Source organism: Burkholderia sp. Ed8 (assembly GCF_040761425.1).
Lineage (GTDB): Bacteria > Pseudomonadota > Gammaproteobacteria > Burkholderiales > Burkholderiaceae > Burkholderia > Burkholderia seminalis.
This window is the reverse complement of record NZ_CP142886.1, coordinates 3,258,507-3,280,992: the sequence shown is the minus strand read 5'-3', so window position 1 is coordinate 3,280,992 and position 22,486 is coordinate 3,258,507. Positions and strand designations below refer to the sequence as shown.

18 protein-coding genes are annotated in these 22,486 nt (G+C 66.9%); 16 read left to right on the top strand and 2 right to left on the bottom strand.

The genetic code is table 11. The features are described from left to right. Window positions 1-170 precede the first annotated feature (170 nt). The 10 genes from der (at window position 171) to VXM69_RS28910 (ending at window position 11,188) form a co-directional block, all read left to right on the top strand. Complete coding sequence (gene der / locus VXM69_RS28955; protein WP_049029189.1) at window positions 171-1,508, top strand: ribosome biogenesis GTPase Der; 1,338 nt, start codon at window positions 171-173, stop codon at window positions 1,506-1,508. Between the two features lie 152 nt (window positions 1,509-1,660). Continuing rightward, complete coding sequence (gene hfq, locus VXM69_RS28950; protein ID WP_006399927.1) at window positions 1,661-1,900, top strand: RNA chaperone Hfq; 240 nt, start codon at window positions 1,661-1,663, stop codon at window positions 1,898-1,900. 72 nt (window positions 1,901-1,972) lie between these two features. Then, window positions 1,973-3,148, top strand: coding sequence for a GTPase HflX (gene hflX, locus VXM69_RS28945; protein ID WP_175029016.1), 1,176 nt, complete (start codon window positions 1,973-1,975; stop codon window positions 3,146-3,148). A gap of 47 nt (window positions 3,149-3,195) precedes the next feature. After that, complete coding sequence (gene hflK / locus VXM69_RS28940; protein WP_175029011.1) at window positions 3,196-4,539, top strand: FtsH protease activity modulator HflK; 1,344 nt, start codon at window positions 3,196-3,198, stop codon at window positions 4,537-4,539. A gap of 15 nt (window positions 4,540-4,554) precedes the next feature. After that, window positions 4,555-5,454, top strand: coding sequence for a protease modulator HflC (hflC, locus tag VXM69_RS28935; RefSeq protein WP_049034102.1), 900 nt, complete (start codon window positions 4,555-4,557; stop codon window positions 5,452-5,454). Window positions 5,455-5,490: 36 nt separating this feature from the next. Next, window positions 5,491-5,682 carry a DUF2065 domain-containing protein gene (locus VXM69_RS28930; RefSeq protein ID WP_009687995.1) on the top strand — a complete coding sequence of 64 codons (192 nt, stop codon included), beginning with the start codon at window positions 5,491-5,493 and terminating at the stop codon, window positions 5,680-5,682. A gap of 101 nt (window positions 5,683-5,783) precedes the next feature. Next, on the top strand, window positions 5,784-6,932 hold the full coding sequence (locus tag VXM69_RS28925) for an ATP phosphoribosyltransferase regulatory subunit (protein WP_034188631.1): 1,149 nt from the start codon (window positions 5,784-5,786) through the stop codon (window positions 6,930-6,932). Between the two features lie 113 nt (window positions 6,933-7,045). Continuing rightward, a complete protein-coding gene (locus tag VXM69_RS28920) occupies window positions 7,046-8,392 on the top strand; it encodes an adenylosuccinate synthase (protein ID WP_034188630.1) in 1,347 nt (448 codons plus the stop codon). A gap of 7 nt (window positions 8,393-8,399) precedes the next feature. Continuing rightward, the gene (locus tag VXM69_RS28915) at window positions 8,400-8,996 is read left to right on the top strand and encodes a phosphoribosyltransferase (RefSeq protein WP_006485899.1); all 597 of its coding nucleotides are present in this window, start codon (window positions 8,400-8,402) and stop codon (window positions 8,994-8,996) included. 275 nt (window positions 8,997-9,271) lie between these two features. Next, complete coding sequence (locus VXM69_RS28910) at window positions 9,272-11,188, top strand: potassium transporter Kup (RefSeq protein WP_049036608.1); 1,917 nt, start codon at window positions 9,272-9,274, stop codon at window positions 11,186-11,188. A 102-nt stretch (window positions 11,189-11,290) separates the two neighbouring features. On the opposite strand, the gene VXM69_RS28905 is transcribed toward VXM69_RS28910, so the two are convergent. After that, a complete protein-coding gene (locus VXM69_RS28905) occupies window positions 11,291-13,615 on the bottom strand; it encodes a Tex family protein (protein ID WP_034188628.1) in 2,325 nt (774 codons plus the stop codon). Window positions 13,616-13,775: 160 nt separating this feature from the next. Between VXM69_RS28905 and VXM69_RS28900 the strand changes: the two genes are divergently transcribed. The 3 genes from VXM69_RS28900 to VXM69_RS28890 all read left to right on the top strand — a co-directional run bounded on the left by VXM69_RS28900 (window position 13,776) and on the right by VXM69_RS28890 (window position 17,122). Then, window positions 13,776-14,525, top strand: coding sequence for a hypothetical protein (locus tag VXM69_RS28900; protein ID WP_049028415.1), 750 nt, complete (start codon window positions 13,776-13,778; stop codon window positions 14,523-14,525). 76 nt (window positions 14,526-14,601) lie between these two features. After that, the gene (locus VXM69_RS28895; RefSeq protein WP_006478692.1) at window positions 14,602-14,817 is read left to right on the top strand and encodes a YdcH family protein; all 216 of its coding nucleotides are present in this window, start codon (window positions 14,602-14,604) and stop codon (window positions 14,815-14,817) included. A 55-nt stretch (window positions 14,818-14,872) separates the two neighbouring features. Further along, window positions 14,873-17,122, top strand: a complete 2,250-nt coding sequence (locus VXM69_RS28890; RefSeq protein WP_034188626.1) for an ATP-dependent DNA helicase — start codon at window positions 14,873-14,875, stop codon at window positions 17,120-17,122. 121 nt (window positions 17,123-17,243) lie between these two features. Here the strand turns inward: VXM69_RS28890 and VXM69_RS28885 are convergent, their stop codons facing one another. Continuing rightward, entirely contained in the window at window positions 17,244-18,068 is an 825-nt protein-coding gene (locus VXM69_RS28885) for an outer membrane protein assembly factor BamD (protein ID WP_034188625.1), read from the bottom strand. 41 nt (window positions 18,069-18,109) lie between these two features. Here VXM69_RS28885 and VXM69_RS28880 point away from each other — a divergent pair, with 41 nt between their 5' ends. From VXM69_RS28880 to phaC, 3 genes are all read left to right on the top strand, one after another. Continuing rightward, complete coding sequence (locus VXM69_RS28880) at window positions 18,110-19,321, top strand: RluA family pseudouridine synthase (protein WP_034188624.1); 1,212 nt, start codon at window positions 18,110-18,112, stop codon at window positions 19,319-19,321. A 6-nt stretch (window positions 19,322-19,327) separates the two neighbouring features. After that, window positions 19,328-20,167: a peptidoglycan editing factor PgeF gene (gene pgeF / locus VXM69_RS28875; protein WP_367190219.1), complete on the top strand. Its 840-nt coding sequence runs from the start codon at window positions 19,328-19,330 to the stop codon at window positions 20,165-20,167. A 360-nt stretch (window positions 20,168-20,527) separates the two neighbouring features. Then, the gene (phaC, locus tag VXM69_RS28870; protein WP_367189629.1) at window positions 20,528-22,408 is read left to right on the top strand and encodes a class I poly(R)-hydroxyalkanoic acid synthase; all 1,881 of its coding nucleotides are present in this window, start codon (window positions 20,528-20,530) and stop codon (window positions 22,406-22,408) included. The last annotated feature ends 78 nt before the right edge of the window (window positions 22,409-22,486 follow it).

Genomic DNA, 22,486 nt, shown 5'->3' with positions numbered 1-22,486 from the left:
TGCTCCCGGCCGCTCGGTATTTGAAAGGCAGTTCGAGACGAAAGACGACGGCGCGCAACGCGCGCCCGGCGCGCGCATCCGGCGCGGCGCGAATTCGTGATATTTTCATTCAGCGCAGCCGCCCGCAGCAGCGGGCCTCCCGCTGCTGCGCATCACCGTAGAAAACACAGATGAAACCGGTCATTGCCCTCGTTGGGCGCCCCAATGTGGGGAAATCCACGCTGTTCAACCGGCTCACGCGCTCGCGCGATGCGCTGGTCGCCGACCTGCCTGGCCTGACGCGCGATCGCCATTACGGCGAAGGGCGCGTCGGCGAACGGCCGTACCTGGTCGTCGATACGGGCGGCTTCGAACCCGTCGCGAAGGACGGCATCCTGCACGAGATGGCGCGCCAGACGCGGCAGGCCGTCGAGGAAGCCGACATCGTCGTGTTCATCGTCGACGGCCGCAACGGGCTGGCGCCGCAGGACAAGTCGATCGCCGACTACCTGCGCAAGACCGGCCGGCCGATCTTCCTCGTCGTCAACAAGGCCGAGGGGATGCGGTACACGGCGGTCGCGGCCGACTTCTACGAGCTCGGGCTCGGCGACCCGCGCGCGATCTCGGCCGCGCACGGCGACGGCGTGACCGACATGATCAACGAGGCGCTGGCGGTGGCTTACGCCGACCGTCCGGAGGAAGAGGACGAGAACGACCCGTCGCGCGGCATCAAGATCGCGATCGTCGGCCGTCCGAACGTCGGCAAGTCGACGCTCGTGAACGCGCTGATCGGCGAGGATCGCGTGATCGCGTTCGACATGCCGGGCACGACGCGCGATTCGATCTACGTCGACTTCGAGCGCAACGGCAAGAAATACACGCTGATCGACACGGCCGGCCTGCGCCGCCGCGGCAAGGTGTTCGAGGCGATCGAGAAGTTCTCGGTCGTGAAGACGCTGCAGTCGATCTCCGACGCGAACGTCGTCATTCTTCTGCTGGATGCGCAGCAGGACATTTCCGACCAGGACGCGCACATCGCCGGCTTCGTCGTCGAGCAGGGCCGTGCGCTCGTGATCGGCGTCAACAAGTGGGACGGCCTCGACGAGCACGCGCGCGACCGCGCGAAAGCGGATTTGACCCGCAAGCTGAAATTCCTCGATTTCGCGAAATCGCACTTCATTTCGGCCGCGAAGAAGACGGGCATCGGCGCGCTGATGCGCTCGGTCGACGACGCGTACGCGGCGGCGATGGCGAAGCTGCCGACGCCGAAGCTCACGCGCGCGCTGATCGAGGCCGTCGAATTCCAGCAGCCGCGCCGTCGCGGCCCGGTGCGTCCGAAGCTGCGCTACGCGCACCAGGGCGGCCAGAATCCGCCGCTGATCGTCATCCACGGCAACGCGCTCGACGCGGTCACGGAAACCTACAAGCGCTACCTCGAAAACCGGTTCCGCGAAACTTTCTCGCTGACCGGGACTCCATTGCGCATAGAGTTCCGTTCGTCGAACAACCCGTACGCGGACAAGGGCTGACGCACGCCTGTCATGCGTCCCGCAAGGGTAGGCCGTAAGGCCTGCGCGGCGGGCGGGGCAGGCAAAATCAGCTATAGTGTAGCGATTGGCGCCGGATCTCTTTTTCTTTCCCGCCAATCCAGATCAACCTGCAAAAAAAGATGGAGTACGCCATGAGCAACAAAGGGCAATTGTTACAAGACCCGTTTTTGAACGCACTGCGCAAAGAGCACGTTCCCGTTTCGATTTACCTCGTCAACGGCATCAAGCTGCAAGGGAACATTGAATCGTTCGACCAGTACGTCGTGTTGCTCCGTAATACGGTGACCCAGATGGTCTACAAGCACGCCATCTCGACGGTCGTGCCGGCGCGCCCGGTGAATTTCCACCCGGACGCGGAAGCCTCGTCCTAACCTATCGCAGCGGCCGGCATCCGGTCGCCGCGAGCGACCGATGCCAGCCGCCTTATCTTGACACCCGATAATTTGATCAACGCAGCGCTCGTCGGCATCGATTTCGGCAAGACCGATTTCGAAGCCAGTCTCGAAGAACTCAGTCTTCTCGCCTCCAGCGCGGGGGCCCGTCCCGCCGTCACCCTCACGGGTCGTCGCTCCAGTCCCGATGCCAAGATGTTCATCGGCAGCGGCAAAGCCGAAGAACTGCGGCTTGCCTGCGACGCGCACAACGTCGAAATCGTCATCTTCAATCACGCCCTGGCGCCGGCCCAGCAACGCAATCTGGAGCAGGCACTTAACAGACGTGTGGTCGACCGCACCAGCCTCATCCTCGACATCTTCGCGCAGCGTGCCCGCAGCCATGAAGGCAAGCTGCAGGTCGAACTCGCGCAGCTTCAATACCTGTCGACGCGGCTCATTCGCGCGTGGACCCACCTTGAACGCCAGAAGGGCGGTATCGGCCTGCGCGGCCCCGGCGAAACGCAGCTCGAAACCGACCGCCGGCTGATCGGCGAGCGCATCAAGATGCTGAAGTCGCGGCTCGACCGGCTGCGCCGTCAGCACAGCACTCAGCGTCGGCAGCGCGCGCGCAGCGGCACGATGTCGGTATCGCTCGTCGGCTATACGAACGCGGGCAAGTCGACGCTGTTCAATGCGCTGACGAAAGCGCAGGCGTACGCGGCCGACCAGCTGTTCGCCACGCTCGACACGACGTCGCGGCGGGTGTACCTCGGCGACGAGGTCGGCCAGATCGTCGTGTCCGATACGGTCGGGTTCATCCGCGAGCTGCCTCACCAGCTCGTCGCGGCATTCCGCGCGACCCTCGAGGAAACGATCCACGCGGATCTGCTGCTGCACGTGGTCGATGCATCGAGCGCGGTCAGGCTCGAACAGATCGAGCAGGTCAACGGCGTGCTGCACGAGATTGGCGCGGACACGATCCGGCAGGTGCTGGTGTTCAACAAGATCGACGCGGTGCCTGAGCTGGCGGCCCGCGGCGACGCGGTCGAGCGGGACGAATATGGTAATATTTCGCGCGTCTTTTTGAGCGCGCGCACCGGTCAGGGTCTTGATACGTTGCGTGCCGCCATCGCCGAAATCGCCTCCGCGGAACACCTTTCCAGCGCGACGTTACCCAGCGGCGCGCTCGACGGCGCACCCGCTGAACCACACGAAGACCACACGATTTCCGAACACGGGCGCTAACCGGCCTCGGCCGGTTCGCCGGCGTCTTATCTGGTGAACAAACTCTGGTGAACGAATACAACGAGCGGATTACCTGGCGGCGGATGCGTGCCTTGCTGTCGATCAACGATCCCCGCTGGGGACGCGGCGAAGGCAATGGCAAGGACGGATCCCGTCCGCGTTCGAATGAATCGAAGCGTCCGCAAGGCGGCGACGGCGATGGTCCGCCCGATCTCGACGAGATGTGGCGCAACTTCAACCGGCGCCTGAGCGGCCTGTTCGGCGGCAAGGGCGGCAACGGCCTGCGTCCCGACAACGGCCGGGCCGCGCGAGTCGGCGTCGGCATCGTGATCGGCGTGCTGGTCGCGGTTTACGCGGGCAGCGGGCTGTTCGTCGTGCAGGACGGCCAGACGGGCGTCGTGCTGCAGCTCGGCAAGCTGTCGGGCACGGTCGGCCAGGGCGTGCACTGGCGCCCGCCGTATCCGTTCGCGTCCCACGAGATCGTCGATACGTCGCAGGTCCGCTCGATCGAGATCGGCCGCAACAACGTCGTGCGTCTGGCGAACGTGAAGGAAGCGGCGATGCTGACGCGCGATGCCGACATCGTCGACGTGCGTTTCATCGTTCAGTACCGGATCCGTTCCGCCACCGATTACCTGTTCCGCAGCGTCGACCCCGAGCGCAGCGTCTCGCAGGCCGCGCAGGCCGCGGTGCGCGCGATCGTCGGCACGCGCAGCGCGGCCGACATGCTGAACCAGGACCGCGACGCGCTGCGCGAGCAACTGTCCACCGCGATCCAGCGCGATCTCGACCGCTACCAGTCGGGGCTCGAGGTGACGGCCGTCACGATGCAGAGCGTCGCGGCGCCCGAGCAGACGCAGGCCGCCTACGCCGAAGTCGCGAAGGCACGCGACGAGCGCGAGGCCGCGAAGCGCGCCGCGCAGGCGTATGCAAGCGACCTGCTGCCGAAGGCGCAGGGCGACGCCGCGAAGCTCGTCGACGAAGCGAAGGCGTATGCCGATCGCGTGGTCACGCAAGCCGAGGGCGATGCCGACCGCTTCAAGCAGGTCTACGCGCAGTACTCGAAGGCGCCCGCGGTGATCCGCGAGCGGATGTACCTCGAGACGATGCAGGAAATCTATTCGAACGCGACGAAGGTGTTCGTCGGCAACAAGGGCGGCAACAGCGTCGTCTACCTGCCGCTCGACAAGCTCGTCGAGCAGGGGCGGCAGAACGCCGCGGCGTCGACCGGCGCATCCGCGCCCGATGCGGCGTCGGCACCGGCAGCCGTTGCGCCGGCCGCCGCCGCCGTACCCGCGAGCGCCGCACCGGCGGCCGCGGCGTCGGGCGTCGACGTGCTGCGATCGCGCGAAGTGTTTCGCAGCCGGTCGCGCGAAGACGATACGAAGTAACGGGGAGCGCAGAACATGAACCGAATCATTGCGCTCGTCGTCGCGATCGTGATCGTTGCCTTCGCGGCGTCCTCGACGGTCCTGACCGTCGATCCGCGTCATGCGGCCGTGCTGTCGGGTCGTGACGGCGCGCAGCCCGAACTCGCGGGCCCGGGCCTCCACTTCAAGCTGCCGCCGCCGTTGCAGACGGCCACGCTGATCGACACGCGCCTGCAATCGCTCGAGTCGTCCGATCCGCTGCAGCTCGCCACCCAGGACAAGCACGACCTGCTCGTCGCGTATGCGGTGAAGTACCGGATCAGCGATCCGCTGAAGTATTTCACGGCGACCGGCGGCGATCCGGCCGCGGCTGCCGACCGCCTGGCCGGCGCGCTGAAGGGTGCGCTCGGCGACGCGTTCGGCCAGCGCGCGCTCGACGACGCCCTCGGCGGCCAGCGCGCGATCGCCGATGCGGCCCGCGATGCGGTCAAGGCGAAGGCGTCGGGCTTCGGCGTCGACGTCGTCGACGTCCAGCTGACGCGCGTCGACCTGCCGGCTGCACAGACGGATGCCGTTTATCAACGGATGATCGGCACGCTGCGCGATCAGGCGGCGCAGGTGCGTGCGGAAGGCGCGGCCGACGTCGAGCGGATCAAGGCCGATGCCGAACGTGAGCAGCAGGCCGTGCTCGCGAACGCATACAAGTCCGCGCAGACGATCAAGGGCGAGGGCGACGCGAAGGCCGCGACGATTGCCGCCGATGCGTTCGGCCGCGATCCGCAGTTCTATCAGTTCTACGCGAGCCTGCAGGCCTACCGGAATACGTTCAAGCGCAACGACATCATCGTCGTCGATCCCGACAGCGAGTTCTTCCGCTTCATGCGCAGCCCGACGGGCGGCGCCGCACCGGCGGCGCCTGCTCCCCGCAAACATTGACTTTGAGGCGCCGCGTCGAGCGGCGCCGTCGCTCGCATGGACCTGGCTGGCTCGTTGTTGCTCGCAGTAGCGCTGATGCTGATCATCGAGGGGGCGTTCCCCTTCGTGTTTCCCGTCGCCTGGCGCGACACGTTTCGTAGAATAGCTGAGCGGCCGCCGCATCATATCCGGATCGGCGGCCTGATCGTGATGGCGCTCGGGCTCGTGCTGCTGCTGCTCGCCACGTGATCCGGACGGCGCATCCGCCGTCCGTCCCGCCCGATTCCGAAGTTCCGATTCAACTCGCGGCGCGCGTGGCGCGCGCCGTTTCCCGTCGTAGGACCGTACCGATGTCGACCTGGTTACTTCCCGAGAATATCGCCGACGTACTGCCGTCGGAAGCGCGCAAGATCGAGGAGCTGCGCCGCAGGCTGCTCGACCGCTTCCGTTCGTACGGCTACGAAATGGTGATGCCGCCGTTGCTCGAGTATCTCGAGTCGCTGCTGACGAGCGGCGGCAGCGACCTGCGCCTGCGCACCTTCAAGCTGGTCGACCAGCTGTCGGGCCGCACGCTCGGCCTGCGCGCCGACATCACGCCGCAGGTCGCGCGGATCGACGCGCATCTGTTGAACCGCCAGGGCGTGACGCGCCTGTGCTACGCCGGCCACGTGATGCATACGCGCCCGCGCGGCCTGCACGCGACGCGCGAGCAGATCCAGATCGGTGCCGAAATCTACGGGCATGCCGGGCTGGAAGCCGACCTCGAGATCCAGCAGCTGATGCTCGACGCGCTGCATCTCGCGGGCCTGTCGCGCATCCGTCTCGACCTCGGCCATGCGGGCGTGCTCGCGGCGCTGCTGGCGCGCGACGCGCAGGCCGCCGAGCGCGGCGAGTCGCTGTACGACGCGCTGTCGGGCAAGGACGTGCCGCTCCTGAACGAACTCACCGACGATCTCGGCGCCGATACGCGCGCCGCGCTGCGCGCGCTGCCGAGCCTTTACGGCGATGCGGGCGTGCTCGCCGAGGCGCGCACACGCTTGCCGGTGCTGCCGGAAATCACGCGGGCGCTCGACGATCTGGCACAGCTCGCGTCGCAGGCGAAGGGCGCGGAAGTGGCGATCGACCTCGCCGACCTGCGGGGTTATGCATACCACAGCGGCGCGATGTTCAGCGCGTACATCGACGGCGTGCCGAACGCGATCGCGCGCGGCGGCCGGTACGACCACGTCGGCCAGGCGTACGGCCGTGCGCGCCCGGCAACGGGCTTCTCGCTCGACCTGCGCGAGCTCGCGCGGATCTCGCCGGTCGAGGCGCGCGGCACCGCGATTCTCGCGCCGTGGGCGCAGGACGACGCACTGGGCGCGGCCGTCGCCGCGCTGCGCGATGCGGGCGAGGTCGTGATCCAGGCACTCCCCGGCCACGACCACGTGCTCGACGAATTCGCATGCGATCGTTCGCTCGTCGAGCGTGACGGCGCATGGGTGGTCGAACCCCGATAAACAGGCGTTCGCGGGCCGTGCTTCGACGTGCATATCGTTGAAGCGAAACGGAAAAATTCGGAATCGCCCGCGAACATAGGTAGAATACGTTTTTAACCAGCTAACGAATCAACATGTCTGCCAGCGCAGTGAACGTGACTCCCGGGCGCAATGTCGTCGTCGTGGGAACGCAATGGGGTGATGAAGGCAAGGGCAAGATCGTCGACTGGCTGACGGACCACGCTCAGGGCGTCGTGCGTTTCCAGGGCGGTCACAACGCCGGCCACACCCTCATCATCGGCGGCAAGAAAACGATCTTGCGCCTCATTCCGTCGGGCATCATGCGTGAAGGCGTCGCCTGCTACATCGGCAACGGCGTCGTCCTGTCCCCCGAAGCACTGTTCAAGGAAATCGGCGAGCTCGAAGAAGCCGGCGTGAACGTGCGCGACCGTCTGTTCATCTCCGAAGCCACGACGCTGATCCTGCCGTACCACATCGCGATCGACCAGGCGCGCGAAGCGCGCAAGGGCGCGGGCAAGATCGGCACGACCGGCCGCGGCATCGGCCCGGCGTACGAAGACAAGGTCGGCCGTCGCGCGCTGCGCGTGCAGGACCTGTTCGACGCGAAGACCTTCGCCGACCGCCTGCGCGAAAACCTCGATTTCCACAATTTCGTGCTGACCCAGTATCTGGGCGGCGCGGCCGTCGATTTCCAGGCCACGCTCGACACGATGCTCGGCTATGCCGACCGCCTGAAGCCGATGGTGGCCGACGTGTCGCGCCGCCTGTACGACGCGAACAACGCGGGCCAGAACCTGCTGTTCGAAGGCGCGCAGGGCACGCTGCTCGACATCGACCACGGCACCTATCCGTTCGTCACGTCGAGCAACTGCGTCGCGGGTGCGGCGTCGGCCGGCGCGGGCGTCGGTCCGCAGAAGCTCAACTACATCCTCGGCATCACGAAGGCGTATTGCACGCGCGTCGGTTCGGGCCCGTTCCCGAGCGAACTGTACGATGCGGACAATCCGCAGCGCCAGGACCAGGTCGGCGTCACGCTCGCGAACGTCGGCAAGGAATTCGGTTCGGTCACCGGCCGTCCGCGCCGCACGGGCTGGCTCGACGCAGCCGCGCTGCGCCGCTCGATCCAGATCAACGGCGTGTCGGGCCTGTGCATGACGAAGCTCGACGTGCTCGACGGCCTCGACGAAGTCAAGCTGTGCGTCGGCTACAAGATCGACGGCAAGGACGTGGACATCCTGCCGCGCGGCGCCGCCGACGTGGCGCGTTGCGAACCCGTATACGAAACGTTCCCCGGCTGGAAGGAAAGCACGGTCGGCATCAAGACGTGGGATGCGCTGCCGGTGAACGCGCAGGCATACCTGTCCCGTGTCCAGGACGTGGCCGGCGTGCCGGTCGACATGGTGTCGACGGGCCCGGACCGCGACGAAACGATCCTGCTCCGCCATCCGTTCAAGGTGTAATTCCAAGATGACGCAGCAAATCACGATGACGGCGGCAGACTTGATGACCGATCCGCGCAACGACGACAAGAACCTGTGGGTAGGCTGGGACGAGTATCACCGTCTGATCGAGTTGCTCGCGCTCCAGGTGCACGCGTCGGGCTGGAAGTTCGACCAGATCCTGTGCCTCGCGCGCGGCGGCCTGCGCGTCGGCGACCAGCTGTCGCGCATCTACGACGTGCCGCTCGCGATCCTCGCGACGAGTTCGTACCGCGAAGCGGCCGGCACCGAGCAGGGTGAGCTCGACATCGCGCAGTACATCACGATGACGCGCGGCAACCTCGCGGGCAACGTGCTGCTGGTCGACGATCTCGTCGATTCGGGCGTCACGCTCGCGCGCGTGCAGGAGCACCTGAAGGAGCGTTACCCGTCCGTGACGGCGGTTCGCTCGGCCGTCCTCTGGTACAAGGGTTGCTCGAAGGTCAAGCCCGACTATCACACGCAGTTTCTGCCGACGAATCCGTGGATTCATCAGCCGTTCGAGGAGTGGGACACGGTGCGTCCGCACAACCTCGAGGCGTGGATCAAGCGCGGTCGCGCGCAGCGCGACGGTTCGGGCGCGTAAGCGCCCGGCCGATCGAAGGAAAGCCTGGTACGGCGCCGCTTGCGGCGCCGTTTTTCATTGCGCGGCGGGGCGTCGGGCGGGGCGTTTCACGAATCCGATAGTAGGCAGACGGCGCTGCCCCGGCTATGATGGCAGCCCTGCCACAGCTCGCGCCGGATTGCATGCGCAGCGTGGATCACGTGGTTCCAAGGCAACAGAGCAGGGCGGCGTTTCACGGGGGCGCGAGTAGAATAGCGCTCGTTTTGTCCGACCCGGACCCGATTATTACGCTTCATATGAACGACACGATCCACGCGACCGACGCCGCACACGCGCCGCATTCGACGCAACAACACTCGATGCGGGCGCTAGCGATAGCAGCCATCGGCGTCGTGTTCGGCGACATCGGCACCAGCCCGCTGTATTCGCTGAAGGAGGCGTTCAGCCCCGCACACGGCATTCCGCTCACCGAAGGATCGATTCTCGGCGTGATCTCGCTGCTGTTCTGGGCAATCATCCTGGTGGTCGGCGTCAAGTACCTGCTGTTCGTGATGCGGGCCGACAACAACGGCGAAGGCGGCGTGCTGGCGCTGATGGCGCTGTCGCTGCGGCCGCTCGACTCGAAGACCCGCGTCGCGGGCGCGCTGATGGCGCTCGGGATCTTCGGCGCGTGCATGTTCTACGGCGACGCGGTGATCACGCCGGCGATCTCGGTGATGTCGGCGGTCGAAGGTCTCGAAATCGCGACGCCGCACCTGTCCCACCTCGTGTTGCCGATCACGATCGTGATCCTGATCGCGCTGTTCTGGATCCAGCGTCACGGCACCGCACTGGTCGGCAAGCTGTTCGGCCCGATCATGGTGCTGTGGTTCGTCGTGATCGCGGCGCTCGGCGTGTACCACATCGTGCGCGTGCCGGGCATCATCGCGGCCGTCAACCCGTATTACGCGGCGTCGTTCATGGCCGACCACCTGCTGCAGGCCTACGTCGTGCTCGGCTCGGTCGTGCTGGTGCTGACCGGCGCGGAAGCGCTCTACGCGGACATGGGCCACTTCGGGGCGAAGCCGATCCGGATCGCCGCGTACGGGCTCGTGATGCCGTCGCTCGTGCTGAACTACTTCGGCCAGGGCGCGCTGCTGATCCAGAATCCGAAAGCGATCGAAAACCCGTTCTTCCTGCTGGCGCCCGAATGGGGGCTGCTGCCGCTCGTCGTGCTGTCGACGGTCGCGACCGTGATCGCGTCGCAGGCCGTGATCTCGGGCGCCTATTCGCTGACGTCGCAGGCGATCCAGCTCGGCTACGTGCCGCGCATGAAGGTGCTGCACACGTCCGAGCTCGCGATCGGCCAGATCTACGTGCCGGTCGTGAACTGGCTGCTGCTGTTCGTGATCCTCTGCATCGTGGTCGGTTTCAAGAGCTCCGACAATCTCGCGGCCGCGTACGGCATCGCGGTGACGGCGACGATGGTGATCACCACGGTGCTCGCGTGCGTCGTGATGGTGAAGGTGTGGAACTGGAACCGGTTGCTGGTCGGCGCGATCATCACCGTGTTCCTCGCGATCGACCTCGGCTTCTTCGGCGCGAACCTGCTGAAGGTCGCGCAGGGCGGCTGGCTGCCGCTCGGCATCGGCGCGCTGCTGTTCTTCCTGCTGATGACCTGGTACAAGGGGCGTCACATCGTCAAGGAACGCACGGCGGCCGACGGTATTCCGCTCGAGCCGTTCCTGCAGGGCTTGCTCGCGCATCCGCCGCATCGCGTATCGGGCACCGCGATCTACCTGACCGGCAACGACAAGCTCGTGCCTGTCAGCCTGCTGCACAACCTGAAGCACAACAAGGTGCTGCACGAGCGGACCATTTTCCTGACGTTCGTCACGCGTGACTTTCCCTATGTGCGCGACGACAAGCGCCAGACCTCGCGCGATGCGGGCGGCGGGCTGTACATCGTCAAGGCCGAGTACGGCTTCAACGAGACGCCGGACGTGAAGGCCGTTCTCGAGGAATTCGGCCGCGCGCACGACATGACGTTCGAGCTGATGGACACGTCGTTCTTCCTCGCACGCGAAACGGTCGTGCCGACCCACCTGCCCGGGATGTCGATCTGGCGCGAGCGCGTGTTCGCGTGGATGCACCAGAACGCCGCGAAGCCGACCGACTTCTTCTCGATTCCGGCGAACCGCGTCGTCGAGCTCGGCACGAAGATCGAGATCTGACCGGACGCGGCGCGCGGGCCGTTCAGCCGCGCGCCACGGCTGCCGGCGCATAAAAAAGCCCGCCTTTCGGCGGGCTTTTTTCTGGCGGCGGCTTTCGCGTGTTCAGCGCTTCAGCTTCGCGAATGCCGCGGCCATCGCGCCGGCCGGTTCCGGCTCGCGCGAGCGCTGCGGGCGAGCCGCGCCGCGCGCCGCGTTGCCGCGATCCTGGCCGCCGCGCGACGACATGCCGGGTGCTGCCGCGTCGTCGTCGAGGCGCATCGTCAGCGCAATGCGCTGGCGCTTCACGTCGACGTCGAGCACCTTCACCTTGACGACCTGGCCGGCCTTCACGACTTCGTGCGGGTCCTTGATGAACTTCGTCGACATCGCGGACACATGGACGAGGCCGTCCTGATGGACGCCGATATCCACGAACGCACCGAACGCGGCGACGTTCGTCACGACGCCTTCGAGCGTCATGCCTGGCACGAGGTCCGACACCTTCTCGACACCTTCGCGGAACGTCGCCGTCTTGAATTCCGGCCGCGGATCGCGGCCCGGTTTCTCCAGTTCGGACAGGATGTCGCGCACGGTCGGCAGGCCGAAACGTTCGTCAACGAATTCCGTCGGGGACAGGCCCGACAGCGCTTCGCGGTTGCCGAGCACGTCGTCGATGCGCTTGTTGATCTTCGCGAGCATCCGTTCGACGACCGGATAGGCTTCGGGGTGCACCGACGAGCGGTCGAGCGGGTTCTCGCCGCCGTTGATGCGCAGGAAGCCGGCGGCCTGCTCGAAGGTCTTGTCGCCGAGGCGCGGCACCTTGCGCAGGTGCTCGCGCGACGGGAACGGGCCGTTCGCATCGCGGTAGTCGACGATGTTGCGGGCGAGCGTCGCGTTCAGGCCCGACACGCGCGCCAGCAGCGGGACCGATGCGGTGTTCGCGTCGACGCCGACCGCGTTCACGCAATCCTCGACGACCGCGTCGAGCGAACGCGCGAGTTCGCGCTGGTTCACGTCGTGCTGGTACTGGCCGACGCCGATCGCCTTCGGCTCGATCTTCACGAGCTCGGCGAGCGGGTCCTGCAGGCGGCGTGCGATCGACACGGCGCCGCGCAGCGATACGTCGAGCTCCGGGAATTCCTTCGCGGCGAGCTCGGACGCCGAGTAGACCGACGCGCCGGCTTCGGACACGACGATCTTCTGCAGGCGCAGCTCCGGGTGTTTCGCGATCAGTTCGCTCGCGAGCTTGTCGGTTTCGCGCGACGCGGTGCCGTTGCCGATGCTGATGAGTTCGGCCTGCGTCTGCGCGGCGATGCGGGCGAGTTTCGCGATCGAGCCGTCCCAGTCGCGGCGCGGCTCGTGCGGGTAGATCGTGTCGGTCGCGAGCACCTTGCCGGTGCGGTCGACGACCGCGACCTTTACGCCCGTGCGCAGGCCGGGGTCGAGACCGATCACGGCCTTCGGGCCGGCCGGCGCGGCCAGCAGCAGGTCGTTCAGGTTGCGCGCGAACACGCGGATCGCCTCGGTTTCGGCCGTTTCGCGCAGTTGCGTGAGCAGTTCGTTCTCGATATGCGGCTGCACCTTCACGCGCCAGCACCAGCGGCAGACGTCGGACAGCCATTTGTCGGCCGGGCGGTTCTGGTTCGCGATGCCGAAATGGCGCGCGATCATCGCCTCGCCGGGATGCGGCACCTGCGCGTCGAGCTCTTCGCCGAGGCCGAGCTTGACCGTCAGGACGCCCGCGTTGCGGCCGCGGAACAGCGCGAGGGCGCGGTGCGACGGCACGGTCTTGATCGTTTCCGCGTAGTCGTAATAGTCGCGGAATTTCTCGCCTTCCTCGTTTTCCTTGCCCTCGACGACCGCCGACGACACGACGCCCTGGTTGTGCAGGTAGTCGCGCAGCTTGCCGAGCAGCTCGGCCGTTTCGCCGAACTGTTCGGACAGGATGTCGCGCGCGCCGTCGAGCGCGGCCTTCACGTCGGCGACACCCTTGTCGGCGTCGACATACGCGGCCGCCTCGGCCTGCGGGTCGAGCAGCGGGTTCGCGAGCAGGGCCTGCGCGAGCGGCTCGAGGCCGGCTTCGCGGGCGATCTGCGCACGCGTGCGGCGTTTCGGCTTGTACGGCAGATAAAGGTCTTCGAGCACCTGCTTGCTGTCGGCCGCGTCGATCGCGGCGCGCAGTTCGTCCGTCAGCTTGCCCTGTTCGTCGATGCTCGACAGGATCGCCGCGCGGCGATCCTCGAGTTCGCGCAGATACAGGAGACGTTCCTCAAGCTGGCGCAGCTGCGTGTCGTCCAGGTTGCCGGTCACTTCCTTGCGGTACCGGGCAATGAACGGAACGGTCGAGCCTTCGTCGAGGAGTTGCACGGCCGCCGCGACCTGGCGCGGCTGGACGGACAGTTCGGTGGCGATGCGCTGTACGATCTTGAGTGCTACGGTTTCCGTCATGTCGTGGATGATCTGCCTGCTGAAATCGCGGCGCGGGCCGGCAGGCCCGACGCGGCGGGCTGCATGGCGGGCCCGACGGGCCTGATGCCGCGGGTGAGTGAAGCGGGGCATTTTGCCATAAATGGCGGAGCGTCCAGCCGGGGGTGATAGAATTTGACACATGTCCCGCAGCTTTCCTACGACGTTGCCAACTTCCCGAATTTCTCTCGTCGCGCTCGGCGCAGCGCTCGCCGCGGCTTTGTCCGCCGGGCCTTCCGGCGCGTTCGCGCAAGCCTCGGGCGCAACCGCGCCGGACGCCGTCGCGGCCGCGCCCGTTGCGGCCTCCGCCGCACCGGATTTCGACGCCCGTCAAAAAGTGCTCAATCAACGCACCGCGGAAAACGATTATCGTTATGCGGTGGCCGAGCATAATTGCTACAGCACCTTTTTCGTCAATCACTGTCTCGGCAAGGCGCGCGACCAGATGCGCGACGAGCGCGCGAGCATCCGTCAGGAGCAACTCGCGCTCAACGACGAGCAGCGCGCGGTGCGCGCGCAGCAGCGCGACCAGCAGCAGGCACTGAAGCAGGCGCAGAACGCGGCGGAAGCGCCGCAGCGGGCGGCGAACGATGCGGCGAACGCGGCTGCGTTCCGCGACAAGCAGGAGCAGAATGCACTGAAGCAGGCGCAGCGCGGCGCGGAAGGGCCGCAGCGCGCGGCGAGCAAGCAGGCATACGACCAGAAGCAGGGCGACTTCCAGCGCAAGCTCGACCAGGCGCACCAGCAGGCGGCGCAGAAGGCGCAGGAGCGGGCGGACAACGCCGCGCGCTACGAGCAGAAGCAGAAGGAAGCCGCGCAGCACAAGGCCGATGTCGAGCGACGTCAGCAGGAAGCGGCCGAGAAGGCCAAGCAGCAACAGCAGGGGCAGTAACGTGTTGGATTGATCGGGATCAGTCTCGGGCGCGTCGGCATGCCAGCCGCCGCGCTGCTTCGATGAGGAGGCAACTATGCAAAACCGTCACACGGAACAGCAGCAGGAATTGCACAACCGTTTGGCTGCATTGCAGGAGCAGCACCAGCAGCTCGCTCGGGAGATCGAGCTGAAGGAAGGGCACTCCGACATCGACGACATCACGCTGCACCGGCTGAAGAAGGAAAAGCTGGCAGCCAAGGACAAAATCATTCTGCTGCAATCGCAGCTCGAACCGGATAAGCGCGCCTGAGCGCGGCCTGGCAAGCGCCGGCGCCGCCCGGGCGCTGGACACAGGAACGCTTGCCTTGAATTCACCGCTTGAAGCCACCCCCGATGCCCGGCGTGACGCGACGTCCGCCGGGCGCGCTCGTGCGCCCGAAGGCACCTTCGAGCTGAGCCGCAAGCGCGTCGACGAACTCGACACGATTTTCGGCGAGGGCGGGTTGCTGGCGCGCGCGCTCGACGGCTACCGGCCGCGTACCTCGCAGATCGAGATGGCGCGCGCGGTCGCGTCGGCGATGGAAGCGTCCGCGCGCCGGATGCCCGAGCCCGAGATCTTCGAAACACGCAAGCGGCCGGCGCGCCGCCTCGGCGACGGCGACAAGGCAGCCGAGCCGGGCGCGGACGGCGCCGCATCAGCCGAATCCGACACCGATGCGGCCGACAACACGCTGATCGTCGAAGCCGGTACGGGTACCGGCAAGACCTACGCGTATCTCGTGCCCGCGATGCTGTGGGGCGGCAAGGTGATCGTGTCGACCGGCACGAAACACCTGCAGGACCAGCTGTTCCAGCGCGACATCCCGACCGTGCGCAACGCGCTCGCGGTGCCGGTGTCGGTGGCGATGCTCAAGGGGCGCGCCAACTACCTGTGCCATTACTACCTGCAACGCACGGCCGACAACGGCCGCCTGCCGTCGCGGCAGGACACCGCGTATCTGCAGGAGATCGTCCGCTTCGCGAAGATCACGAAGAGCGGCGACAAGGCCGAGCTCGCGAGCGTGCCGGAAACGGCGCCCGTGTGGTCGATGGTCACGTCGACGCGCGACAACTGCCTCGGCCAGGAGTGCCCGCATTACAAGGAATGCTTCGTGATGCAGGCGCGGCGCGAGGCGCAGCAGGCCGACGTGGTGGTCGTCAACCATCACCTGTTCTTCGCGGACATCATGCTGCGCGACACCGGGATGGCCGAATTGCTGCCGAACGCGAACACGGTCATCTTCGACGAAGCGCACCAGTTGCCGGAGACGGCGACGCTGTTCTTCGGCGAGACGCTGTCGACCACGCAGATCCTCGAACTCGCCCGCGACACGGTGGCCGAGGGCCTGGGCCACGCGCGCGACGCGGTCGAGTGGGTGAAGCTCGGCGGCGATCTCGAACGTGCGGCGCGCGACTTGCGCCTTGCGTTCGCGAACGACCAGATCGTGCGCATGTCGCTGGCGCAGCTCGGCGACGATCATCCGATGTTCGGCGCGCTCGACGCGCTCGACGTGGCGCTCGACGCGCTCGCGTCGGCGCTCGCGAGCCAGGCCGAGCGGGCGGAGTCGCTCGGCGCGTGCCTGCGGCGCGCGCGCGAGCTGCAGGATCTGCTGGCCGGCTGGGTTGCGCCCGGCGCGGCGGAGGCGGCCGCGCAGGCCGACGCGGCCGCGGCCGGCGACAAGGCGACCTCCGACGGCGATCCGAACGAGAAGGTGCGCTGGGTCGAGGTGTTCGCGCATACCGTGCAACTGCACGAAACGCCGCTGTCGGTCGCGCCGATCTTCGCGAAGCAGCGTGCAGGTGTCCCGCGGGCATGGGTGTTCACGTCGGCCACGCTGTCGGTGCGCGGCGATTTCACGCACTACGCGGCGCAGATGGGCCTCAGCTCGCGCCGTTCGATGACGCTCGCGAGCCCGTTCGACTACCAGTCGCAAGGGCTGCTGTACGTGCCGCGCAACCTGCCTCAGCCGTCTTCGCCGGCGTTTACCGATGCCGTCTTCGATGCCGCGCTGCCGGCGATCGAGGCGTCCGGCGGCGGCGTGTTCATGCTGTGCACGACGCTGCGCGCGGTCGACCGGATCGCGTCGAAGTTGCGCGATGTCATCGAATCGCGCGGCTGGAACACGCCGCTGCTCGTGCAGGGCGATGCGAGCCGCACCGAGCTGCTCGACCGTTTCCGCGCATACGGCAATGCGATCCTGGTCGGCAGCCAGAGTTTCTGGGAGGGCGTCGACGTGCGCGGCGACGCGCTGTCGCTCGTCGTGATCGACAAGCTGCCGTTCGCCCCGCCGGACGATCCGGTGCTGGCCGCGCGTCTCGATGCCCTGACGAAGAAGGGCCTGAGCCCGTTCGCCGTGCATCAGCTGCCGCAGGCCGTGATCACGCTGAAGCAGGGCGCAGGCCGGCTGATTCGCGCGGAGACGGATCGCGGCGTGCTGATGATCTGCGACACGCGGCTCGTCGACAAGCCCTACGGGCGCCGGATCTGGCAGAGCCTGCCGCCGTTCAAGCGCACGCGCGAGATCGCGGTCGTGCAGGATTTCTTCGACGAGCATCGCTCGGACAAACGCATGTGACGATCCGCGCGGCCGGCGCCGCGCGATCGCCCCCGCGGCGCCGGATTGCGGCGCCAATAAAAAACCCGGCTCGATGGCCGGGTTTTTTGTTCGTGCAACGGGCGTTGCGCCGCGCGGTTCGTCAGAACTGCCACCACGACTTCTTCGCGCCGGGGCGCGAATGGCCCGTGACGTACGGGCTGTCGGGGAACGTGCCCGCGAGCACGCGCTTCGTGTCCTCGGCGAGCTGCGGCTGGTTCAGCTTGTTGTACGACAGGATCATGATGTGCAGCGCATCTTCGATCGCCGGCGCACCCTTGTAATCCTTGATCGCGAGCTGGGCGCGGTTGATTGCCGCCACGTAGGCGCCACGACGGTAGTAGTAGTCGGCCGCGTGCACTTCGTGCGACGCGAGCGCGTTGACGATGTAGCGCATCCGTGCCGCTGCATCGGGCGCGTACTTGCTCTTCGGGAAGCGGTCGACGACGACCTTGAACGCATCGTACGACTCGCGCAGCGCCTGCGGATCGCGTTCGCTCATGTCCTGGCCGGAGAAGCGCCCGAACAGGCCGAGATCGTCGTTGAAGTGGATCATCCCCTTCAGGTAGTACGCGTACGGGATATCCGGATGATCGGGGTGGAGCTGGATGAAGCGGTCGACGGCCTGGTCGGCGGCGGCCGCTTCGTTGTCCTTCCAGTTGCAGTATGCAACGTTGATCTGTGCCTGCTGCGCGAAATGACCGAACGGATCGCGGCCTTGCAGCGATTCGAAATATTTCGCGCACTTGCCCCAGTCGCCGCCGGACAGTGCGTCCTGGGCCTCTGAGTATAATTTGTTATTCGACCAGGTAGCCGTCTCGTCCTGCTTCTGCGGCAAGCCGTGGCAGCCGGCGATGAGGGCCGCGGCCGCTACCGCCGCAGCCCGGGCGGCGGCGGTTCTGGCCGTGCGTTTGGTCGAATTCATCATGCTCGCATGTCCTAGCTTCAAGTCTCGGTGACCCAGTCTAAATGACCCGTTCAAGTTCGCAGAATGCCCAGCCGGGCACACCAAATCGCGAAGATTATAGCCCAAGCGATCGGCCCGCCGACGCTGCGTCGGGGGATTCCCTCGATGACGATCTGGCCGGCGACGTCATGCAGCCGCCCGTCGTACCGTCCGCGGCGGTCGACGAGGCGCCGCGCGTCGTCGAAGTGCCGCTGTCGCTCGCGGGCGAGCGCCTCGACAAGGCGCTTGCCCAGCTGTTCCCCGAATTCTCCCGCAGCCGCCTGCAGAGCTGGATCGAGGCGCAGCGCGTGCTCGTCGACGGCGCGCCGGCGAAGATCCGCCAGCCGGTGCCGCTCGGTGCCAAGATCGCGCTCGTGCCCGACCTGCTGCCCGAGCAGCTCGCGTTCACGCCGGAGCCGGTGCCGCTCGACGTGATCTACGAGGACGACGCGCTCGTCGTGATCAACAAGCCGGCCGGCCTCGTCGTGCATCCGGCCGCCGGCAACTGGAGCGGCACGATGCTCAACGGGCTGCTGCATCGCTACGGCGACGCGGCGGCCGGCCTGCCGCGCGCGGGAATCGTCCACCGGCTCGACAAGGAAACCTCCGGCCTGATGGTGGTGGCGCGCACGCTGGCCGCGCAGACGGACCTCGTGCGGCAGTTGCAGGCCCGCACGGTGAAGCGCCGCTACTTCGCGCTCGTGTGGGGCACGATGCCCGAGGAAGGCACGATCGACGCGCCGATCGGCCGCGATCCGCGCGAGCGCACGCGCATGGCCGTCGTCACCGGCGCGTCGGGCAAGCCGGCCCGCACGCATTTCCGTACGGTTGACACATGTCTGTGGCAACGTCAGCCGGTGTCGGCGATCCAGTGCGATCTCGAAACCGGCCGCACGCACCAGATCCGCGTGCACTGCGCGCACATCGGGCACCCGCTGCTCGGCGATCCCGTCTACGGGCGCGCGCGCGGCAAGCGTTCGGTCACGCCGCTGCCGGACGGCTTCGCGCGACAGGCGCTGCATGCGTGGCGGCTCGGCCTCGTGCATCCGGTCACGGGCAAGGCGATGCAATGGCGCTGTCCGCTGCCGGACGACCTGAACACGCTCGTCGCGGCGCTCGGTTTCGGGCAGGGCGATGAGGAATTCGACGACGACGATGGTGTCTACGACGATGACGATTTCGGCGGCGAGTATCACGATGACGAGCCGTACCTGGAAGACGACGAGGAGGCGTGAGTGCCGATGACGAACCTGGCGCCGTTGACGTGGCAGGACTGCGTGCAGCCCGACTGGCAGGTGTCGCCGCGCGTGCGCGCGCTGATCACGACGCGCGACGGCGGTGTGAGCGAAGGCCCTTACGGGCGCTGGCAGGAGGGAGAGGCGCGGCCGGGCGGGATGAATCTCGGCCTGCATACCGGTGACGATCCGGCCCGTGTCGCCGCGAATCGCGCGCGTTTGCTCGCCCTCGCGGGCCAGTCGAGCGCCGCGTGGCTCGAGCAGGTTCACGGTGCGGACATCGTCCGCGCCGACGAGGTGATCGCGGCGGCGCCTGCGGCTGCTGCGCCGGTGCGGGCCGACGCGAGCGTCACGGACCGGGCCGGCGCCGTCTGCGTCGTGATGGTCGCGGATTGCCTGCCCGTGCTGTTGTGCGATGCGCAAGGCCGCGCGGTCGGCGCCGCGCACGCGGGCTGGCGCGGGCTCGCGGCCGGCATCGTCGAGCAGACCGCGGCTCGCGTCGCGGCGCTTGCCGGCGGCGCGACGGACACGCTGCATGCGTACCTGGGGCCGGCGATCGGCCCGCAGGCGTTCGAGGTCGGCGCGGACGTGCGCGACGCGTTTCTCGACACGGCTCTGCAGTCGGAGCATGATGAAACCGGGCTCGCGTTCGTCGCGATCGAGGGCGCGCCCGGCAAGTTTCTCGCCGATCTGTACGCGCTCGCGCGCTTGCGTCTCGCCCGTGCGGGCGTCGCGCACGTGAGCGGCGGGGCGGCTTGCACGGTCGCCGAACAGGCACGCTTCTATTCGTACCGCCGCGATCGCGTGACGGGCCGCATGGCAGCGGCGATCTGGCTGGCCGATTGACGGCATGCGCATGCGTGCGGGATTTGCCGCGTCGCGAAATCGGGTTATCTCGATATTTAGACGGCACTGCGGCATCGCATGCGCAACTGAATGGAAAATCCCGAAGTCAAGCCGGACAAAATGGTTTATGTTTCGCCGGAACCCTTGTCCCGCCTGTTGCACGCGGATTATCTCCGTGCAGAAATGTTCAGTGGTTTGACTTGGCGCTTCACATGGGGAAAACGATAATGATAAAAATACCGCACTGCGGCAGAATCTGGAGACGCCTCTCCAGAGCATGACGGCCCGGCTCGCAGCCGGCACGCCGCGCGCGAGCAGGATTTCACGATTGACGCTCACGAATCACCGGTAAGGCAGGTAATGACAGCATCGAAAAATTCGTCGACGTCCGCTCAGGCGGGCACTTCCGCAGGCGGCACCGGTTTTGATCCGGCCGCCCAGCCGATGCAGCAGATGTTCGAGTCGTGGCTGAACGCGTGGCGCGGTTTTGCAGATCCGGCGCGCGCCGCGACTGCATCGGCCACCGTCAATCCGTTCGCGACTTTCCAGTTTCCGGCTTCGTTTCCGTTCCAGATGCCGTCGATGCCCGATCTCGGTGGCCTCGCGGGTCTTGGCGGCATGGCGTCGCCGTTCGCGGGGCTGAAGCTGCCGGTTGCCGCGATTCCGCCGGAACGGCTCCAGGCGCTGCAGGCCGACTACGCACGCGATTGCATGACGCTGATGCAGCAGGCTGCCGCCGCGAAGCTCGAGGCCCCCGAACTGAAGGATCGCCGCTTCAGCGGCGACGCGTGGAAGTCGTCGCCCGCGCATGCGTTCGCGGCTGCGTGGTATCTGCTCAACGCGCGTTACCTGCAGGAACTCGCCGACTCGCTTCAGACCGATCCGAAGACGCGCGAGCGCATCCGCTTCACGGTCCAGCAATGGACGGCCGCCGCCGCGCCGAGCAACTTCCTCGCACTCAATCCCGACGCGCAGAAATCGATTCTCGACACGCAGGGCGAGAGCCTGCGGCAGGGGATGATGAACCTGCTCGGCGACCTGCAGCGCGGCAAGATTTCGCAGACCGACGAATCGCAGTTCGTGGTCGGCAAGAACCTCGGGTGTACTGAAGGTGCGGTCGTCTACGAGAACGACCTGATCCAGTTGATTCAGTACACGCCGAAGACGGACAAGGTGTTCGAGCGGCCGCTGCTGATCGTCCCGCCGTGCATCAACAAGTTCTACATCCTCGACCTGCAGCCCGAGAATTCGCTCGTCGCGCATGCGCTGTCGAACGGTCATCAGGTGTTCCTGGTGTCGTGGCGCAATGCGGACGCATCGGTCGCGCACAAGACGTGGGACGACTACATGAACGAAGGGCTGCTCGCGGCGATCGACGCCGTGCAGCAGGTCAGCGGCCGCGAGCAGATCAACACGCTCGGCTTCTGCGTCGGCGGCACGATGCTCGCGACCGCGCTCGCGGTGCTTGCCGCGCGTGGCGAACATCCGGCCGCTTCGATGACGCTGCTCACCGCGATGCTCGACTTCAGCGATACCGGCATCCTCGACGTGTTCGTCGACGAGGCGCACGTGCAGATGCGCGAGCAGACCATCGGTGGCAAGAACGGCACGCAACCGGGGCTGATGCGCGGCGTCGAGTTCGCGAACACGTTCTCGTTCCTGCGTCCGAACGACCTCGTGTGGAACTACGTCGTCGACAACTACCTGAAGGGCCGCACGCCCGCGCCGTTCGACCTGCTGTACTGGAACAGCGATTCGACCAGCCTGCCGGGCCCGATGTACGCGTGGTACCTGCGCAATACCTATCTCGAGAACAAGCTGCGCGAGCCGGGCGCGCTGACCGTATGCGGCGAATCCGTCGACCTGTCGCTGATCGACGTGCCGACCTTCATCTACGGTTCGCGCGAGGATCACATCGTGCCGTGGCAGACGGCCTACGCGTCGACGTCGATCCTGTCGGGCCCGTTGAAATTCGTGCTCGGCGCGTCGGGGCATATCGCGGGCGTGATCAATCCGCCGGCGAAGAAGAAACGCAGCTACTGGGTCAACGACGACCTGCCCGAATCCGCGGACGACTGGTTCGCCGGTGCGGCCGAGCAGCCGGGCAGCTGGTGGCCGACGTGGGTCGAATGGCTCGATGCGTACGGCGGCCGCAAGGTGGCGCCGCCGGCCGAGGCGGGTTCCGCGCAGTTTCCGGTGATCGAGCCGGCACCCGGGCGCTACGTATTGCAGCGCGATTGACGAAAACCGGACAGCGGCGCACGCTGTCCGGAGCACCGCAGTTTTTTTAACAGGGCCGGTAACGATGCGCCGTGTCGT

Excerpts from the sequence above, each read along its gene's own strand:
- hfq (WP_006399927.1), top strand. The coding sequence starts at position 1,661 with ATGAGCAACAAAGGGCAATTGTTACAAGACCCGTTTTTGAACGCACTG.
- VXM69_RS28895 (WP_006478692.1), top strand. The coding sequence starts at position 14,602 with ATGCAAAACCGTCACACGGAACAGCAGCAGGAATTGCACAACCGTTTG.
- VXM69_RS28915 (WP_006485899.1), top strand. The coding sequence starts at position 8,400 with ATGACGCAGCAAATCACGATGACGGCGGCAGACTTGATGACCGATCCG.
- phaC (WP_367189629.1), top strand. The coding sequence starts at position 20,528 with ATGACAGCATCGAAAAATTCGTCGACGTCCGCTCAGGCGGGCACTTCC.
- VXM69_RS28910 (WP_049036608.1), top strand. The coding sequence starts at position 9,272 with ATGAACGACACGATCCACGCGACCGACGCCGCACACGCGCCGCATTCG.
- VXM69_RS28905 (WP_034188628.1), bottom strand. The coding sequence starts at position 13,615 with ATGACGGAAACCGTAGCACTCAAGATCGTACAGCGCATCGCCACCGAA.
- hflC (WP_049034102.1), top strand. The coding sequence starts at position 4,555 with ATGAACCGAATCATTGCGCTCGTCGTCGCGATCGTGATCGTTGCCTTC.
- VXM69_RS28920 (WP_034188630.1), top strand. The coding sequence starts at position 7,046 with ATGTCTGCCAGCGCAGTGAACGTGACTCCCGGGCGCAATGTCGTCGTC.
- VXM69_RS28880 (WP_034188624.1), top strand. The coding sequence starts at position 18,110 with ATGACCCGTTCAAGTTCGCAGAATGCCCAGCCGGGCACACCAAATCGC.
- VXM69_RS28930 (WP_009687995.1), top strand. The coding sequence starts at position 5,491 with ATGGACCTGGCTGGCTCGTTGTTGCTCGCAGTAGCGCTGATGCTGATC.
- pgeF (WP_367190219.1), top strand. The coding sequence starts at position 19,328 with ATGACGAACCTGGCGCCGTTGACGTGGCAGGACTGCGTGCAGCCCGAC.
- VXM69_RS28925 (WP_034188631.1), top strand. The coding sequence starts at position 5,784 with ATGTCGACCTGGTTACTTCCCGAGAATATCGCCGACGTACTGCCGTCG.
- der (WP_049029189.1), top strand. The coding sequence starts at position 171 with ATGAAACCGGTCATTGCCCTCGTTGGGCGCCCCAATGTGGGGAAATCC.
- VXM69_RS28900 (WP_049028415.1), top strand. The coding sequence starts at position 13,776 with ATGTCCCGCAGCTTTCCTACGACGTTGCCAACTTCCCGAATTTCTCTC.
- VXM69_RS28885 (WP_034188625.1), bottom strand. The coding sequence starts at position 18,068 with ATGATGAATTCGACCAAACGCACGGCCAGAACCGCCGCCGCCCGGGCT.